This is a genomic window from Pseudoalteromonas sp. APC 3358 (assembly GCF_030408075.1).
GTDB classification, from domain to species: Bacteria; Pseudomonadota; Gammaproteobacteria; order Enterobacterales; family Alteromonadaceae; genus Pseudoalteromonas; species Pseudoalteromonas arctica.
In genome coordinates this window covers 116,896-133,795 of the sequence record NZ_JASDCE010000002.1, presented here as the reverse complement: position 1 = coordinate 133,795, position 16,900 = coordinate 116,896, and the positions used below count along the sequence as shown (strand labels likewise).

The following is a 16,900-nucleotide window of genomic DNA, read 5'->3' as shown; positions in this document are numbered from 1 at the left end:
ATTAAAGCGTTTGCTCTAAAATGCGAACAACTAATTGTTCAAAAGTTGCCCCATTCGCTTTTGCCGCCATCGGCACTAACGACTTTTCAGTCATGCCTGGCACTGTATTTACTTCAAGCAGATAAAAGTTACCTTGCTCGTCTTGCATCGCATCAACACGGCCCCAGCCGCTTGCGCCCACTAAATCAAATGCATCTAGCGATATAGCTTGTAAGTACTTAGTATCTTGCTCTGATAAATCTGCAGGGCAATGATACTGCGTTGTATTTGATTGATACTTAGCTTGGTAATCGTAAAAACCATTTGGTGTCGTCATCTCGATGACTGGTTGTACTTCATCGCCAAGCACTGTAACTGTGAATTCACGTCCCGTGATCCACTGCTCTACAAGCACTTGATTATCAAACTTAAATGCATTAGCTAGTGCGTCTTCAAGTTCTTGTGCTGTACTTGCTTGCGCCATACCTATGCTTGAGCCTTCGTGCGATGGCTTAACCATTACCTTTTTAAACTCACCCATAATAGCTGCAGCATCAAAGCCTTTTTTAGCGTCAACTACGGTATAAGGTGCAGTGCTTAAACCCGCTGATTTAAATAAGTGCTTACAACGTACTTTATCCATAGCAAGTGCTGAACCCAGTACATTACTGCCCGTGTAAGGCAGGTTCATAAATTCAAGCGCACCTTGTACAGTTCCGTCTTCGCCACCACGACCATGCAAAGCAATAAAAACGCGCTCTACATTTAATTCTTTTAACTCCCACAAAGAACGACTTTGCGGGTCAAATGCAATTGCATCAATGCCACTATTTTGCAGCGCATTTAAAACAGCCTGACCCGATCGTAAAGACACTTCACGTTCTGCTGAGTTACCACCTAGCAGTACCGCTACTTTACCAAATTGTGTGTTTACCTGAGTCATACTTCACCTTGCTTAAGTTTTTCTATCGACATACCCGTCGCAGCTAATGTTTTAACTAACTGACCTATATTACCAGCGCCTTGGGTTAATACTAAATCATTATTTTGTAAATTTGCGGCCAAAACGCCTGCAAGCTCTGCATTTGTTGCTACATGCAGCGGCTCTTTGCCACGTTGACGAAGGCTACGGCATAAGCTTTTGCTGTCTGCGCCAACAATAGGATCTTCACCAGCGCTATACACATCAAGCAGTAGCAACTGATCTACATCAGCAAGTACTTTTACAAAATCTTCGTATAAGTCGCGTGTACGGGAAAATCTATGAGGTTGATATACCATTACTAAACGCTTATCAGGCCAACCTTCACGTACTGCTGCAATTGTTGCTGCAACTTCTGAAGGATGATGCCCGTAATCATCAACTAACATCACATTGCCACGCTCGTTTTCAAATTCACCATAGTGTTGAAAACGACGACCAATACCTTCAAATTTCTGCAGCGCTTCTAAAATTGCATGATTCGCAATGTTTTGATCTTTTGCCACAGCAATCGCAGCGGTTGCATTAAGTGCGTTGTGTCTACCTGGCATATTCAACGTGGCAGTTAAACACTCACCTTGCTTGTTAGTTACTGTAAATGTGCATGTATTAGCTGATTGGCTAAAGTCGCTCATGCGGTAATCAGCATCCTTCGATTCGCCATACGTGATAACTGGGCGACCAAAACGCGGGATAAGTTCAGCAGCAACTTCAGAATCAATACATACAACAGCTAAACCATAAAACGGCAAGTTATGGATGAAATCTACGTACGTGTCTTTCATTTTTTCAAGACTGCCGCCATAAGTATCCATGTGATCTTCTTCAATATTTGTGATCACCGATACCATTGGCTGTAAGTGTAAAAACGACGCGTCGCTTTCATCAGCTTCTGCAATTAAAAAATCACTTTTGCCTACTTTTGCGTTACTACCTGCGCTATTTAACAAGCCGCCAATAATAAAGGTTGGATCAAGCCCTGCTTGTCCATAAATACTCGCAATTAAGCTTGTTGTCGTTGTTTTACCATGCGTCCCCGCAATGGCTATACCGTGGCGAAAACGCATTAATTCAGCCAACATTTCTGCGCGGCGAACAACAGGAACTCTTGCGGCTTTAGCTGCAATAATTTCAGGATTTGTTTCATCAATCGCACTTGAAACAACGACTACATTGGCATCTTTCACGTTATTTTCATGATGGCCTATAAATACTTCTGCACCGGCTTTAATTAAACGATCTGTCATAGCGCTGTGGGCAATGTCAGAACCTGTAATACGGTAGCCTTCAAAAGCGAGTACTTCAGCAATACCGCCCATACCTGCTCCACCAATACCAATAAAGTGGATGGTTTCTATTCGGCGCATTGCGGGGCGTGTGTGTTTTTCTTGTACTGACGTTTCTTTCACTTATTTTCTCTTATTTGTTACTTGCTCACAGTGCGTTGCTACGCTTGCTGTGGCATCTAAAATGGCTTGTTTTTTTGCATTTGTAGCCATTTCAGTTATTAATGAAGGTTGGGCTAAATACGGGCTTAGTAGTTCAACAATTGATTGTTTATTAAACTGCCCTTGTGGCATTAATAATGCGCCATTAGCCATCACTAAATATTGTGCGTTAGCTGTTTGATGGTCGTCCACGGCATGTGGAAACGGAACAAAAACGGCCATTTTACCTGCCGCTGCAATTTCGCTTACAGTTAACGCACCAGCACGGCAAACAACAATGTCGGCCCAGCTATACGCTGCGTCTATATCATCAATAAATTCAGCTATTTTTGTATTACTGCCTGTAAAAGCATGCATTTTATAAGCGGCTTCTACGGTAGTTAAATGACCCTTACCTGTTTGATGCCATACACTTATTGGAGCTGTATTATTTAGTACTTTAAATGCTTCTGGTAATGTTTGATTAAGCACTTGCGCACCAAGCGAGCCGCCCACTACTAAAATATTAATAGGGCTTGATACGTCGCGTTTGGCTATATTCATAACGCTTTGGCGAACTGGGTTACCTACTAGCTCGGCTTGACCCTGTGCAAAAGCACTTGGAAATGCAGCTAATACTCGTGTAGCCACCTTAGCTAGCAGTTTATTGCTCATACCCGCTACAGCGTTTTGCTCGTGAATAACCAGCGGGATACCTAAACTTTTTGCGGCAATTCCCGTTGGACCCGTAACATAACCGCCCATTGCAAGTACTACATCAGGACGCTGTTCTTTCAATACCTTACGCGCCTGCAATACTGCATTAATTACCATGAATGGGGCTTTAATAAGACGCTTTAATCCGTTACCACGAACACCTTTAACGTTAATAAAATCAATATCTATATTGTGCTTAGGTACAACGCTCGCTTCCATTCGATCTGGTGTGCCGATCCAGCTAACTTGCCAGCCCTGCTGTTTTAAATAATCGGCCACTGCAATACCGGGAAAAATGTGTCCGCCAGTTCCACCAGCCACTACTACTAATTTTTTACTCATCGCTTACCTCCGCGTGAGGTGGCTTGTTTGGTTGCCATTTTGGTTTCAAAATCTACGCGTAATAAAATACCCGTGGCAATCGTCATAATTAATAAGCTTGAGCCGCCATAAGAAATAAACGGCAGGGTTAAACCCTTCGTCGGTAAAATACCCGCGCTCGCACCTACATTCACCATGGTTTGAAATGCAAACCAAATACCAATGGCAAATGAAAAGTAGCCTTCGTATTCCTTGCCGCACTTAAGGGCTTGTTGGCCTATTAATAAGGCTCTAAATACTAAAGTAGCTAATACCGTTAAAATACTTACAACGCCTATTAAGCCAAGTTCTTCACCTATAACGGCAAAAATAAAATCGTTATGTGCTTCAGGTAAATATTGTAGTTTTTGTACACTGTTACCTAAGCCTTGGCCAAACCAACCACCCTGGCTATATGCCATTAGCGATTGCACCAACTGATAACCCTTGCCAAAAGGATCATCCCAAGGGTCTAAAAAGCCAACAACACGTGCCATACGATATGGTTCAACAATAATAAGTAATACAACCAGACCAACGCCCGTTAAAATAAGTACAAAAAACTGCCATAACTTAGCACCAGCTAAAAACAATAAACCAACCGTTGTTACAAACATAACAACCACTGTGCCTAAATCTGGCTGCAGCAGAATAAGCAGTGCATACACTGCAAATACAGCAATTGGCTTTGCAAAGCCTTTAATATTTTCTTGTACTTCTTCGCGTTTTCTTACCAAATAACCCGCAATATAACTAAAAAAGTACAACTTAGCGGCCTCAGCCACCTGAAAACCAACAGGTCCAATAGGTATCCATCGTTTAGCGCCGTTTACTTCACGCCCAATAATCAATACCGCTATTAATAGCACCATGCCTAGTATTAATAGATAAGGGTTTGATCGTTTCCACCACTCCATTGGCACACAAACGCTTATCCAAAAAAGCACAAAAGCCATTGCCAAAAACATGCTGTGGCGAATGGTAATATGGTACGGGTCATCAAATAACCGCTCTGCGGTAGGCATTGATGCGCTGGTCACCATGATAAAACCAACACCAATGAGCATTATTACGCAGTACAATAGCGGTACATCGTATAACTGCGCCGAAGGCTTAGGTGTTAATGCGTCTCTTATATCGGCAAAAGCAATCATAACGCCTCTGCCATTACACACTGAACAAAGTCATCACCGCGTTGCATATAATTGTTATACATATCAATGCTGGCACATGCGGGTGCTAATAAAACAATATTGCCTGTACTACTAAGTACTTTGGCCAAAGTAACGGCTTCTTCCATATTGTTAGTTAAATAACTCTTATTGGTAATCGCAGCTAAGTCACTTGCATCTTTACCAAAACAAATTAATGCTTTTACATGCTGTTCTATGTAGGGTTTAAGCGCATTTAAATCAGCGCCTTTGGCATCGCCACCAGCAATAACAATCAGATTTTCACCGTCACTAGCTAAACTATCTATTGCAGCAATGGTCGCTCCAACATTAGTTGCCTTTGAATCGTTAAAATACTTTACACCGTTAAGCTCAGCTACAAATTGGCAACGATGAGCTAACCCATTAAATTGACCTAATGCATTTTTATATTGCTCTTTGCTTACTTCAAACGGACTTAAGAGCGCCATTACTGCAAGCGTATTTGAATAATTGTGCTTACCCACTACCGCAAGTGTATCAACAGGTAAAAAGACATCGCCTTTAACCATAAAGTGAGTTTCGCCATTGTGCTGCGCTAAATGGTAATCACCTTGTTGAGCACCAAAGCTAATTAAAGGGGTTGTACCGCGCTCAACTGGATGTGTTTGACTATCGTCTGCATTGACAACAATAAGCTCTGCAAAATTATAAATACTTAGCTTTGAGTCTATATAAGCTTGGTAACTGTCGTAGCGGTCAAGATGATCTTCAGACACATTTAATACCGTTGCACTTACTGGTTTTAAACTCGTTGTGGTATCTAACTGAAAACTCGATAACTCAAGCACATACACATCAAAATCATCATTGAGTAAATCAAGTACCGCTGTGCCAATATTCCCACCCAAAGCAACTTTATAGCCGGCTTCTTTTAACACTTCATAAGCGAGCGTAACCACGGTTGATTTACCGTTAGAGCCCGTTACTGCAACAACAGGTTTTGTATTAATACGTGCAAATAACTCAACGTCGCCAATCACTTCAACACCTGCGTTAATTGCATCTGCAACAGCTGGTATTTTTAAGCTAAGCCCAGGGCTTATAATAATCATATCGCTTAAACAAAGCTCTGCGTCATCCAAATTACCAAAGTGGGTATCTAGAGTTGGCGCGTGCTCTTTTAACCAATCAATCCCCGGCGGGGTTACTCGGCTATCAACGACCTTTGGTGTAAGGCCATGAGATAATAGAAAACGCACAATGCCCAGACCGGTTACACCGAGTCCGAGCACTGTTATTTGTTTGTTTTTTATCTCGTTTAAATACTGCATTTATCGAATCTTTAAAGTAGCTAAGCCAGCAAGCACTAGCACAACAGAAATAATCCAAAAGCGCACAATAACGCGAGGCTCTGGCCAACCTTTTAATTCATAATGATGATGAATCGGCGCCATTCTAAAAATACGTTGACCGCGTAATTTATACGACCCCACTTGTAATATTACCGATAGTGCTTCCATTACAAATACACCGCCCATAATAATAAGCAGTAACTCTTGGCGTACTAAAACAGCAATAATACCTAATGCGCCACCAAGTGCTAATGAGCCAACATCGCCCATAAATACTTGTGCTGGGTAAGTGTTAAACCATAAAAAGCCAAGCCCTGCGCCCACAATGGCAGTACATACAACCACAAGCTCACTCGCCAGCGGTAAATGTGGAATATGTAAGTAAGCCGAAAAGTTAATATTACCTGTTAAGTAAGCAATAATTGCCAGTGCTGAAGCCACTAAAATAATTGGCACAATCGCCAAGCCATCTAAACCATCGGTCAGGTTTACCGCGTTTGATGTACCTACTATGGCAAAATACGTAAGCACGATATAAAACAAACCTAATTGCGGTAACACGTCTTTAAAAAATGGAACAACAAGTGATGTTTCAGATGCTTGTGCACTGGTAAAATACAAAGCAGTAGCTACAACTAATGCAATGACCGACTGCCAAAAGTACTTCCACTTAGCAATTAAGCCTTTTGGATCTTTACGAATAACTTTACGGTAATCATCAACAAAGCCAACAATACCTAAAGAGCCAATTACAAACAGTGTTGCCCATACGTATTTATTTGATAAATCGGCCCAAAGTAGCGTGCTGGTAAAAATGGCCGCTAAAATAAGTAAGCCACCCATAGTCGGTGTACCCGACTTAGACAAATGCGATTGCGGACCGTCGTCTCGAACTGTTTGGCCTATTTGCATACGTTGCAAACCACGAATTAACTTAGGTCCTAAATAAAGAGACATAATTAGCGCAGTTAAAATACCTAAAATGGCACGTAGCGTTAAATACGAAAAAACATGAAAACCACTAAAATACTGTGTTAAATACTCTGCCAGCCAAACTAACATTATGATACTCCATTGATGGCTTGTTGCTGGCCATTAACTAAATCGGTTACTAATAATTCCATGCGAGAACTGCGCGATCCTTTCACTACTATTGTTGTTTTAGTATTCACTTTATTAATACTTTCTTGAATTTTTTGCTGCATCTGTTCGCGGCTCGAAAAGTGGCGATTAGGTAGTTCAAACACATCACTTGCGTATTTACTTAATACACCTAATGTAAATAACTCATCAATACCTTGCTCAAGTGCATACTCGCCAACTTCTTGATGGTACTTACGTGCATCTTCACCTAGCTCACCCATATCTCCGAGTGCTAAAATGCGGTGACCTTGCATATCACTTAACAAGTCAATCGCAGCCTTTACAGACTTAACATTGGCATTATAGGTATCATCAACCACGGTGAGTAAATCAGACACTTCAATTAAATTAACGCGCCCTTTTACATTAGCCATTGTGGCAAGTGCATTGGCTATTTCTTCAAGGGTTACATCAAATTCACGGGTCAGTGCAGCTGCGATAAGTGCGTTACTAATATTGTGCTTACCCGGAAGTGCCAAAGTAACAGGTACTTGCTTGTTTTTAGTGCAAAGCGTAAAGCTTGCACGCGCATTGGCATCAAGCGTGATGTTCTCTGCCCAAATATCTAGTTTTTCAGTTGTAGAAAAACGTTTAACATTACGCCCTTCAAGCTTATCTAACCAATATTGGCTAAATTCACTATCGCAGTTAACAATCGCAACGCCATCATCTTTAAGGCCATCAAAAATCTCACCTTTAGCTTTTGCGACGCCCATTAAACTACCAAAACCTTCTAAGTGGGCTGCTGCAACATTACATACAACGGCTACATCTGGTTTTGTCATTGCAGTGGTGTAAGCAATTTCACCTAAGTGATTTGCACCTAGTTCAATTACTGCAAAGCGATGTTGAGGCTCTAAGCGCAATAACGTAAGTGGGACGCCAATATCGTTATTAAAATTACCTTTAGTAGCTAATACATCACCGTGAACCGACAAAATTGCCGCACACATTTCTTTTACGGTGGTTTTGCCTACACTCCCTGTAATTGCAATTGTTTTAGGCGCCACCTGGGCCATAACAGCGGTGCCAATTACACCTAGTGCAATACGTGTATCGCTTACTATAAATTGTGGAATATCTACATCAACTTTGTGCTGAACAATAACGCCAATAGCGCCTTTTTGTTTAGCCTCAGCTATAAATTTATGCCCATCAAAATTTGGCCCTTTCAGTGCTAAAAACACTTCGCCATCGCACACTGTACGAGTATCAGTATTTATATTAAGCACGTGTTGATTATCACCTTGATAATCGGTTGTTAGCACATTAGCTAACCAATCAAAATCCATTGGGATCATTGTGTTATCCCTCTTACTGCTTTTTTTAGTTGTTCTTGTACATACCGGCGATCGCAAAAGTCGATTCGCTTATCGCCTATAATTTGATAATCTTCGTGGCCTTTACCTGCAATCAAAATAACGTCATCAGCTGTAGCATTTTCTATAGCAAAACGAATTGCAGTTGCTCTATCAGCCTCTAAATGTGCATTTTGAGGATGGGTTAAACCGCCTGCTACATCTGCAATAATGTCATCAGGGTTTTCTGAGCGAGGGTTATCACTGGTAATAATAACTTTATTAGCGTTTTGCTCTGCAGCTTGCGCCATCAATGCACGCTTACCTTTATCTCTGTCGCCACCGCAACCAAATACACAACTTACACCACCTGGCACATGCAGCTGTAATGCTTGTAATGCAAGCGCAAGTGCATCGGGTGTATGGGCGTAATCAACAACACACGTCGGCATGCCTGCTTGGCTAAATGCTTGCATTCGCCCAGCTACTGGCTGTAACTGCGCACAACCTGAAACTAATTGCTCAAGCGGATAACCAAGCCCTAGTAATGTAGCGATCGCGGCCGTTAAGTTATATAAGTTGAATTCGCCAAACAGAGGGGATTTAATCGATATATCACCCCAACTAGTCGATAACTGCGCCGAAATACCTTCACTTGAATATTCAACATTAGAAAAATAAACGTACTGAGCATTCTTAGGGGCTAAGTTTTTGCGGCCATAACAGATTAGGTTATTAAAATCATACTTTTCAAGCCATTGCTCAGCTTGAGAATCATCTTGATTAAGCACTACAACTTGCGGCTCAAAATCACGGAAAAGCATTAGTTTCGCATCACCGTAACTTGCCATATCACCATGGTAATCTAAGTGATCGCGCGAAAGATTAGTAAACACAGCCGCTTTAAACGCGCATTTAGCAACACGCTGCTGCACTAATCCATGAGATGACACTTCCATGGCTACCAGCTTTTTATGCTGCGAATTTAAATCGCTCAAAATATGCTGTAAATCAACCGTTGAAGGTGTGGTATTAATCAGTGGAATTAAGTTATCAGGATGACCATAACCTAAAGTGCCAATAATAGCCGAATCAGTACTGCAAAATTGCGCCAAGTGGGCAATCATTGCTGTGGTTGTCGATTTACCGTTTGTACCTGTCACACCAATTAAATCAAGAGCCTGACTTGGCTGGCTATAAAAGCGACTTGCTAATTCTGGAAGCTTTTTATCAAGCTCCGAAACTAAATATAGTGGCTCAAAACTTGTTTCAAATTCACATAATCTGTCAGCAATAATAGCTGTTGCGCCATTTTCAATTGCTTTATTAATAAATTGACCGCCATCAAGTGCATGGCCTTTAATAGCAACAAATACATCACCTGGCGTTACTTCACGGCTATCAAGGCGTAAATGTTTTACCAGTTGCGAGGGCGCATCTATTTCGATGTATTTTAAAATATCCTTTAAATCACGCATCGTTATCTTTACCTTGTACGTACGCAACCTCTTCCTTGTCAGGCGCTACGTTTAATATTCTTAATGCGTTAGAGATGATTTCTGCAAATGCAGGGCCAGCGGTGGCACCTCCATAGTACACATCACCACCTGGTTCATTAATCATAACTACCACGGCTAAACGAGGATTACTTGCCGGCGCTACACCTGCAAAATAACCTACATATTCATCACCATAACCACCTGCTACGGCTTTTTTAGATGTACCTGTTTTACCAGCTGCACGATACCCATCAACTTTTATGTTGCGAGCAGTACCGTCTTTTTCAAATACACTTTCCATCATGTGCACTACGGCTTCTACGTCTTTTTGTTTAAAAATACGTTCGCCTTCAGGTATATTGTCTTGCTTTAAAATAGTCAGTGGTCGATTAACTCCACCAGCGCCTAACATGGTATAAAAGCGCGCCATTTGCGCAGTACTTACCGAAATCGCATAACCAAATGATAAAGTGGCAATTTCAAAGTCAGACCAACGACGATTTGGATAAAACAAACCGCTGCTTTCACCGACCATGCCTGTTCCAGTATCACTACCAAAGCCTACTTTTTGGTATAAACCAACAAGGTAATCTTTAGGCACTAACTGAGTAACCTTCGCAACTCCCATGTTTGAGGAGTACTTTAGTATTTCGCGCAGTGTTAGTTCGCCGTGATTACGGGTATCTCTCACTAAACTACCACCTAAACGCATCCAACCTGGGTAGGTATCAATCGTGTCATCTGCCTGAATGGCGCCGTAGTCTAGCCCAGCCAAAATGGCTAGAGGCTTAACAGTTGAGCCTGGTTCAAACAAATCTGTAATTGCGCGGTTACGACGTTTATGAGGTGCAGCATCGCTTAAGTTGTTTGGATTAAATGAAGGGCTATTTACCATTGCCAGTACTTCACCGGTTTTAACATCAACTACCATAGCTGAGCCCGATGTGGCTTTATAAGTCAGTACAGCTGATTTTACGGCCTTGTACGCAATGGCTTGAATTCGTTGATCAATACTTAGTTCTATACTTTCTGGCTCTACACGTTCTCGTTCGTCAAGTACTTCTACCTCACGCCCTTGTGCGTCTTTACGAATGGTGCGGCGGCCTTCCTCGCCCGTTAAAGCATTTTCGTATAGCTTTTCAATGCCTTCAATGCCTTTGCCATCGATATTGGTAAAACCAATAACATGCGCGGTAACTTCACCTGCAGGGTAGTAGCGTTTAGATTCATCTAGTAAATGGATACCAGGGAGGCGTAAATCACCAATATAATTTGCTACAGCAGGAGTAACTTGGCGCTTTAAATACACAAAGCGACGCGAAGGATCGTTTAAAAGTCGAGAATTAATCTTTTTAGGATCAATACGCAGCACATCTGCAAGCTCACGCCAGCGTAAATCGTTTTTATAATAAAGTGCAGTACGTTTATCAAGCTCAACAGTGTTTTCAGTTAAAGATAAGTGATCTTCGCCGCTTTTGCGGGCTTGTTTGATTACTTTAGAAACAAGCGATTTATGTAATGCTTTAGGATCAGCATATACACTTACCACAGGCACACTTACCGCTAATTCTTTACCATTGCGGTCAAAAATCATTCCGCGTTGCACATGCAGTTTTTCAACACGTACCGTGCGCTTATCACTTTCTGAACGTGCTTTATCGGGTTCTATCACTTGTAAATAAGCAGCGCGAGATACGAGTGTTACAAACACCATAAACACAACTGTACACACCAGCATAAAGCGCCATGTGATTAAATTAGTGACTGGTTTTTTGCCTCTATTTCTCATTGTACTATTATTACCTGCTCATCTTGACTCGTAGGTCGTTTCATTTTTAATTGTGATATAGCAACTTCTTCAATGCGTGCATGTTGCGAATAAAATTCTTCTTCAACAAGTAAGTAGCGCCACTCTAAATCGAGTTCATCACGTTCTTGTAATAATTGATCTTGCTTTATAAGTTGCCCACGAGCTAAATGTGTTGTTTGCACAACAGCTAAACTAGAAGCGAATATCACAACCAACAAGGCCGAGGTTAGCTTGTTAGCACCTAGGCCTTTTAATATTTCAAAGAATAAATTGGGTTGACGATAGCTCGCTTTTTTACTCATCCCAACCTCTGTGCAATCCTAAGTACAGAACTACGAGAACGTGGATTACGTTCTACTTCAACAGTACTTGGCTTAATAGCCTTACCCACTGCTTTTAACGTCAGGTTTTTATTTATTTGTGCATCAGTTAAAGGCAGACCTCTGGGTAACACTTCTCCCCTACTCTGTTTTCTAATAAACTGTTTTACAATACGATCCTCTAGTGAGTGAAACGAAATCACCACTAAACGTCCGCCTGGCTTTAGCACTTTAACTGCAGACTGTAGCGCTGTTTGAATCTCTTCAAGCTCGCTATTGATATAAATACGAATCGCCTGAAAAGTACGTGTTGCAGGGTGCTTAAACTTATCTTTTACCGGCACTGCTTCATCAACAAGGTCAGCAAGTTGCTTGGTTGTTGTGATTGGCGTGTGCTCACGAACTTCGAGTACTTTGTGTGCAATGCGTTTTCCAAACTTTTCTTCGCCCAGTTTTTTAATTACGTGAGTAATATCATCTAACTCGGCTTCTGCTAACCACTGTGCAGCACTGCGACCTGTTGTTGGGTCCATGCGCATATCAAGTGGCCCATCTTTCATGAAACTAAAACCACGCGCAGCGTCATCCAGTTGTGGCGACGAGACACCAATGTCTAATAAAATGCCATCTACTTTACCAATGAGATCGTTCTGCTCTGCTACTTCGTATAAATTTGAAAAACGAGTATGTGCAATCGCAAAACGTGGATCATCAGCAAATTTTTCGGCTGATTGTATCGCTTGCGGATCTTGGTCAATTGCTTGCAGGCGACCTTCATCACCAAGGCGTGCTAAAATTTGTCCAGAGTGGCCGCCACGTCCAAACGTACCATCCATGTATATACCGTCTGGCTTAATTGCGAGGGCATCGATGGTTTCGTCCATTAATACGGATACGTGTTCAAATTGCGCTGTCATTAGCTATTATTTGCCTTTTTTTGTGCTGTTAGAGTGTAAAATTATCTAAATCTTGGTTAGGTTCAAAATCGCCAAGCCTTTCAAGCTCAGTATCTTGCTGCATTTGCTCGTGCCAACGCGCCTCATCCCAAATTTCAAATTTATTCATCAAACCAACTAGCATGATTTTTTTGCCAAGTGATGCATGAGCCCGCAGTGACGGCGCAAGCAAAATTCGACCATTTTTATCAAGTTGATATTCAGTAGCATTCCCGAGCAACATACGCTGCATTCGACGGGCTCGTGGGTTCATATTGGAGATTTTAGCTAAACGGCTTTCTATTTCGAGCCACTCAGCCAACGGATACAACCATAAACACGGCTCATTTAATGCGACGGTACAAATAACCGTTCCCTGATCTTCAGACAATAGAGATTCTCGGTACTTAGTCGGTACCGCAAAACGCCCCTTATCATCCAAACTCAGTGAACTCGCGCCACGAAACATAAAAAACCTACTTTAAAATTGTTTTATTCAACTTTTGTTTATTTTTATCCAGTGTGATCCACTAAAAACCACTTTTTACCACAGTGCTCCAGTTTAGGGCTTGACAAGCCATTTTGTCAAGTAAGCTGACCAGCTTTAGTAAGTCCCAAAGCTAGAAAAAATAAGGGCTCAAGCGAAGCGTTTGAATTACGTGGGAAAAAGTGGGATTGTGATGGAAAAAATATTTATTCTGTTTTTTATAACTTTTTGTTTACACGCTTTGCTTACTGAATAACCAATGAATATTTACAACTTTTTAAGCATTTTTACTCTCTTTGTAAAATTTACCTAATCGTGTAGTAATAGTTACTGTTTGCTTTAAATTACTAAATATAAAAAAGCTACATATGCACAGTAAAAGCAATAAATTCAACAAGTTAAAATAAACAACAGTTTTGGTTTAATCATTGCATTATCTGAATCACTATTTAAATTTTTTAACTTATTAAGGATTGATTATGGCTACTGCAACAAATACGAAACCAAACACAACTTCAGATGTTAAGCCTGACGTTAAACTAACAAATACTGAGTCTCCTCTTACAGAGAAAGCAACATCAGCGGCGCACGATGCGGTAGATGCACTTTCTAGCAAAGCTGCAACAGCTGAAAGCAGTGTGCGTAAAGGAGCTTCTAGCTCAGCAGATGCATTAAGCGAAAAACAACTTATCGCACGTGAAAAGTTAAGTGAATGTACAGCTAAAACCCGTGCATTTGCTTCTGAAAATCCATTAGCAACCGCGGGTATTGCTTTTGCTGCGGGTATGCTGATTACATCACTATTTCGTCGTAAGTAATCAGTGATGAATAACCCACAAACAAGCGCAGCCAAGGATGGTGAAGCGCAAAACCAAACTACTGAGCAGCAGAGCCAAAAGGACGATTGGCAAGATCATATTGCAAAGCTTTTAGAGTACTCTAAGCAGCTCAAGGATGATTACCAAACTCAAGGAAAGATCACCCATCAGCTTGCTAAAGCTGAATGGCGGTTATCGCTTAGATCGCTTGCATTGATCACTATATTTTTAGGCTGTTTTGCCAGTGGTTTGGTTTTGTTGTGGGCAGGATTTCTAGGTGCTGTTGGATACGGTGTATACGATGTTTTTGGGTCAGTATGGCTGAGTATTGCAACAGCTGCTTTGCTGCAAGTTGCTTGTTTAGCATGGCTTTGGAAAAATACAGTTTACCTAAGCAATAAAATTGGCTTTAGTAAAACGCTCAAAAGCTTAAAACAACTGTTTAACTTATAAGGAAATTATCATGTTAGTTAACTACTTAATCAAAGCACCTAATAAAAACGTTGATGCTCTTAGTAAGCAAATGGACACGCGCAGTGAGTTAAAACGCCAACATCATGCAGCGTTTCAATATAGACTAAAGCGTTTTGCCGCAACTAAAGTGGGACTAACAAGTGCCTTTTTAGCCGGCGCAGCTGTACAAGCAGGGAAAGGCGAAACCAGCTTGGTAAGAAAATACGGCTGGCTTGTTAGGCTATTTGCTTAAACGTTAAACATTTCTACCGTGATCAGATAAGTAATCAACACTTGGGCCATTTGGCACAACTTGTGTTGGATTGATCATTGTATGGCTAAAATAGTAATGACGTTTAATATGATAAAAATCAACTGTCTGTGCTACTCCCTTAACCTGATATAGCTCTCTAAGGTATCCGCTCAGTGCAGGATAGCTTTCAATTGTGCGTAAATTACATTTAAAGTGGCCAACATACACACTATCAAACCGAATGAGCGTGGTGAATAATCGCCAATCAGCCTCTGTGAGGTTATCCCCTGTTAAATACCGCTGTTTGCTCAGTATCCCCTCTACTGTATCGAGTGCTTTAAATACATCGTTAAACGCCTCTTCATACGCATCTTGAGTTGTAGCAAAGCCCGTACGATAAACACCATTATTTATATTTGGATAAATCAGTGTATTTAATTCGTCAATTTTTGGTTGCAGTGCCTCAGGATAGTAATCATCGTTATTACCTGTTAATTCATTAAACGCACTATTGAACATACGTATAATATCGGCAGACTCATTACTAACAATTTTATTGAGCTTTTTATCCCACAATACGGGAACCGTTACTCGCCCAGAATACTCAGGGTTATTTTTTGTATACACTTGATGTAAGTAATTACTATTAAATAATGCATCGCCAGTACTATGATTTTTCGTATCAAACTCCCAACCACTATTAAGCATGTCAGGGCTAACAACCGACACCGTAATTAAATCTTGCAGCCCTTTTAACGCTCTAAATATAAGCGTTCGATGCGCCCAAGGACACGCAAGTGACACATATAAATGATACCTGTTCGCTTGAGCTTTAAAACCGGCCTCGCCCGTTATTCCAGCGCTACCATCAACAGTTATCCAGTGACGTAACTGCGCTGTTTCGCGCTCAAACTTACCGTTACTTGAATCGGTGTCGTACCATTTATCTTGCCATTGGCCGTTAACTAATAATCCCATAAAACTCTCCTAAAAATACCGTTAAATTTTGCCAAACTCGCCGTTTTGATAATCACGCACTGCTTGCTGTACTTCTGCTTGCGTCGTCATTACAAACGGCCCCATATGAGCAATCGGTTGATTAAGTGGATCGCCTGCTAAAACCAAAACACCAGCGCCGTGCTCAGAGCTAATATTGATGTCACTGCCTGGTTCCAAAATAAGTAACTTGCCCGCTGGTATTGTTTGATTGTCGCTCATTATTAGTGAGCCGCTATGAATATAAAGCATTACTTTTTGTTGGCTAAGAGGCTCTAAATAGATGTTTTTACCAGCGGGTAATGTAATATCAGCGAGCGCCGCATTAGCCGCTAAACTTTGCAGAGCGCTTGTAAGCGTTTCACTTTCGAACTGCCACGATCCCGCAAGTGATTTTAACGTCACACCTTGCGTATTTGTAAAACTCGGAGCTGGGTTTTTAGTAGTATCTTGATAACGTGAATCACGCATTTTTTCTGCGCTTGGCATGTTGATCCAAATTTGAAAGCCATGCAGTCCATCTACAGCATCCGCGAGTGGCATTTCACTGTGCATGACGCCGCGCCCTGTACTCATCCATTGCACATCGCCTGCTTTAATTGCTTCTCTGTTACCCATTTGGTCACGATGTTCAAAGCCACCTTTTAGAATATAAGTAAACGTTTCAATACCTCGGTGCGGATGCTCAGGAAAGCCTCCCATATAATCTTTTTTGTCGTCTGACTTAAGTTCATCAATCATTAAAAAGGGATCTAAATATTTACCATCAAACCCTGGTATGCGGCTAATGCTTACGCCGTCGCCATCTTGAGTTGCATAAGCTGTAAGTATTTTTGATATTTTCATTTTTTAATTCACTCTAAAGAATAAGTTTATGAGGCTATTAAATCATTCATTAAACAAAACAACTATGTCTT

17 protein-coding genes are annotated in these 16,900 nt (G+C 41.2%); 3 read left to right on the top strand and 14 right to left on the bottom strand.

Annotated features, from left to right (window positions below):
• Window position 1: 1 nt before the first annotated feature.
• From QL995_RS03300 to mraZ, 12 genes are read right to left on the bottom strand one after another with little or no spacing between them, the layout of a single operon-like run.
• A complete protein-coding gene (locus QL995_RS03300) occupies window positions 2–922 on the bottom strand; it encodes a D-alanine--D-alanine ligase (protein WP_024592944.1) in 921 nt (306 codons plus the stop codon).
• The gene (gene murC, locus QL995_RS03295) at window positions 919–2,370 is read right to left on the bottom strand and encodes a UDP-N-acetylmuramate--L-alanine ligase (protein WP_002957994.1); all 1,452 of its coding nucleotides are present in this window, start codon (window positions 2,368–2,370) and stop codon (window positions 919–921) included. Before murC ends, QL995_RS03300 begins: the two co-directional genes overlap by 4 nt.
• The gene (murG, locus tag QL995_RS03290) at window positions 2,371–3,447 is read right to left on the bottom strand and encodes an undecaprenyldiphospho-muramoylpentapeptide beta-N-acetylglucosaminyltransferase (RefSeq protein WP_290292733.1); all 1,077 of its coding nucleotides are present in this window, start codon (window positions 3,445–3,447) and stop codon (window positions 2,371–2,373) included.
• On the bottom strand, window positions 3,444–4,619 hold the full coding sequence (ftsW, locus tag QL995_RS03285) for a cell division protein FtsW (protein WP_007582927.1): 1,176 nt from the start codon (window positions 4,617–4,619) through the stop codon (window positions 3,444–3,446). The genes murG and ftsW overlap by 4 nt, the downstream gene beginning before the upstream one ends.
• Window positions 4,616–5,950, bottom strand: a complete 1,335-nt coding sequence (gene murD, locus QL995_RS03280; RefSeq protein WP_290292731.1) for a UDP-N-acetylmuramoyl-L-alanine--D-glutamate ligase — start codon at window positions 5,948–5,950, stop codon at window positions 4,616–4,618. Before murD ends, ftsW begins: the two co-directional genes overlap by 4 nt.
• A complete protein-coding gene (mraY, locus tag QL995_RS03275) occupies window positions 5,951–7,033 on the bottom strand; it encodes a phospho-N-acetylmuramoyl-pentapeptide-transferase (protein ID WP_007582922.1) in 1,083 nt (360 codons plus the stop codon).
• Complete coding sequence (murF, locus tag QL995_RS03270) at window positions 7,033–8,415, bottom strand: UDP-N-acetylmuramoyl-tripeptide--D-alanyl-D-alanine ligase (RefSeq protein ID WP_290292726.1); 1,383 nt, start codon at window positions 8,413–8,415, stop codon at window positions 7,033–7,035. Before murF ends, mraY begins: the two co-directional genes overlap by 1 nt.
• Window positions 8,412–9,890, bottom strand: coding sequence for a UDP-N-acetylmuramoyl-L-alanyl-D-glutamate--2,6-diaminopimelate ligase (gene murE / locus QL995_RS03265; RefSeq protein ID WP_290292724.1), 1,479 nt, complete (start codon window positions 9,888–9,890; stop codon window positions 8,412–8,414). Before murE ends, murF begins: the two co-directional genes overlap by 4 nt.
• On the bottom strand, window positions 9,883–11,700 hold the full coding sequence (locus QL995_RS03260) for a peptidoglycan glycosyltransferase FtsI (protein WP_010554293.1): 1,818 nt from the start codon (window positions 11,698–11,700) through the stop codon (window positions 9,883–9,885). Before QL995_RS03260 ends, murE begins: the two co-directional genes overlap by 8 nt.
• On the bottom strand, window positions 11,697–12,023 hold the full coding sequence (gene ftsL / locus QL995_RS03255; protein ID WP_007582915.1) for a cell division protein FtsL: 327 nt from the start codon (window positions 12,021–12,023) through the stop codon (window positions 11,697–11,699). The genes QL995_RS03260 and ftsL overlap by 4 nt, the downstream gene beginning before the upstream one ends.
• Window positions 12,020–12,958, bottom strand: coding sequence for a 16S rRNA (cytosine(1402)-N(4))-methyltransferase RsmH (gene rsmH, locus QL995_RS03250; RefSeq protein ID WP_008167099.1), 939 nt, complete (start codon window positions 12,956–12,958; stop codon window positions 12,020–12,022). Before rsmH ends, ftsL begins: the two co-directional genes overlap by 4 nt.
• A gap of 28 nt (window positions 12,959–12,986) precedes the next feature.
• Window positions 12,987–13,445: a division/cell wall cluster transcriptional repressor MraZ gene (gene mraZ / locus QL995_RS03245; RefSeq protein ID WP_007582904.1), complete on the bottom strand. Its 459-nt coding sequence runs from the start codon at window positions 13,443–13,445 to the stop codon at window positions 12,987–12,989.
• Between the two features lie 497 nt (window positions 13,446–13,942).
• Here mraZ and QL995_RS03240 point away from each other — a divergent pair, with 497 nt between their 5' ends.
• The 3 genes from QL995_RS03240 to QL995_RS03230 are packed head-to-tail and all read left to right on the top strand — an operon-like array spanning window position 13,943 to window position 14,987.
• On the top strand, window positions 13,943–14,281 hold the full coding sequence (locus QL995_RS03240; protein ID WP_007582901.1) for a hypothetical protein: 339 nt from the start codon (window positions 13,943–13,945) through the stop codon (window positions 14,279–14,281).
• Between the two features lie 6 nt (window positions 14,282–14,287).
• Window positions 14,288–14,734, top strand: a complete 447-nt coding sequence (locus QL995_RS03235) for a hypothetical protein (protein ID WP_007582900.1) — start codon at window positions 14,288–14,290, stop codon at window positions 14,732–14,734.
• A gap of 10 nt (window positions 14,735–14,744) precedes the next feature.
• On the top strand, window positions 14,745–14,987 hold the full coding sequence (locus QL995_RS03230) for a hypothetical protein (RefSeq protein WP_290292711.1): 243 nt from the start codon (window positions 14,745–14,747) through the stop codon (window positions 14,985–14,987).
• 3 nt (window positions 14,988–14,990) lie between these two features.
• Here the strand turns inward: QL995_RS03230 and QL995_RS03225 are convergent, their stop codons facing one another.
• Both QL995_RS03225 and QL995_RS03220 read right to left on the bottom strand, forming a co-directional pair.
• A complete protein-coding gene (locus QL995_RS03225; protein ID WP_290292708.1) occupies window positions 14,991–15,965 on the bottom strand; it encodes a glutathione S-transferase family protein in 975 nt (324 codons plus the stop codon).
• A 21-nt stretch (window positions 15,966–15,986) separates the two neighbouring features.
• Entirely contained in the window at window positions 15,987–16,829 is an 843-nt protein-coding gene (locus tag QL995_RS03220) for a pirin family protein (protein ID WP_010554288.1), read from the bottom strand.
• Window positions 16,830–16,900: the final 71 nt, after the last annotated feature.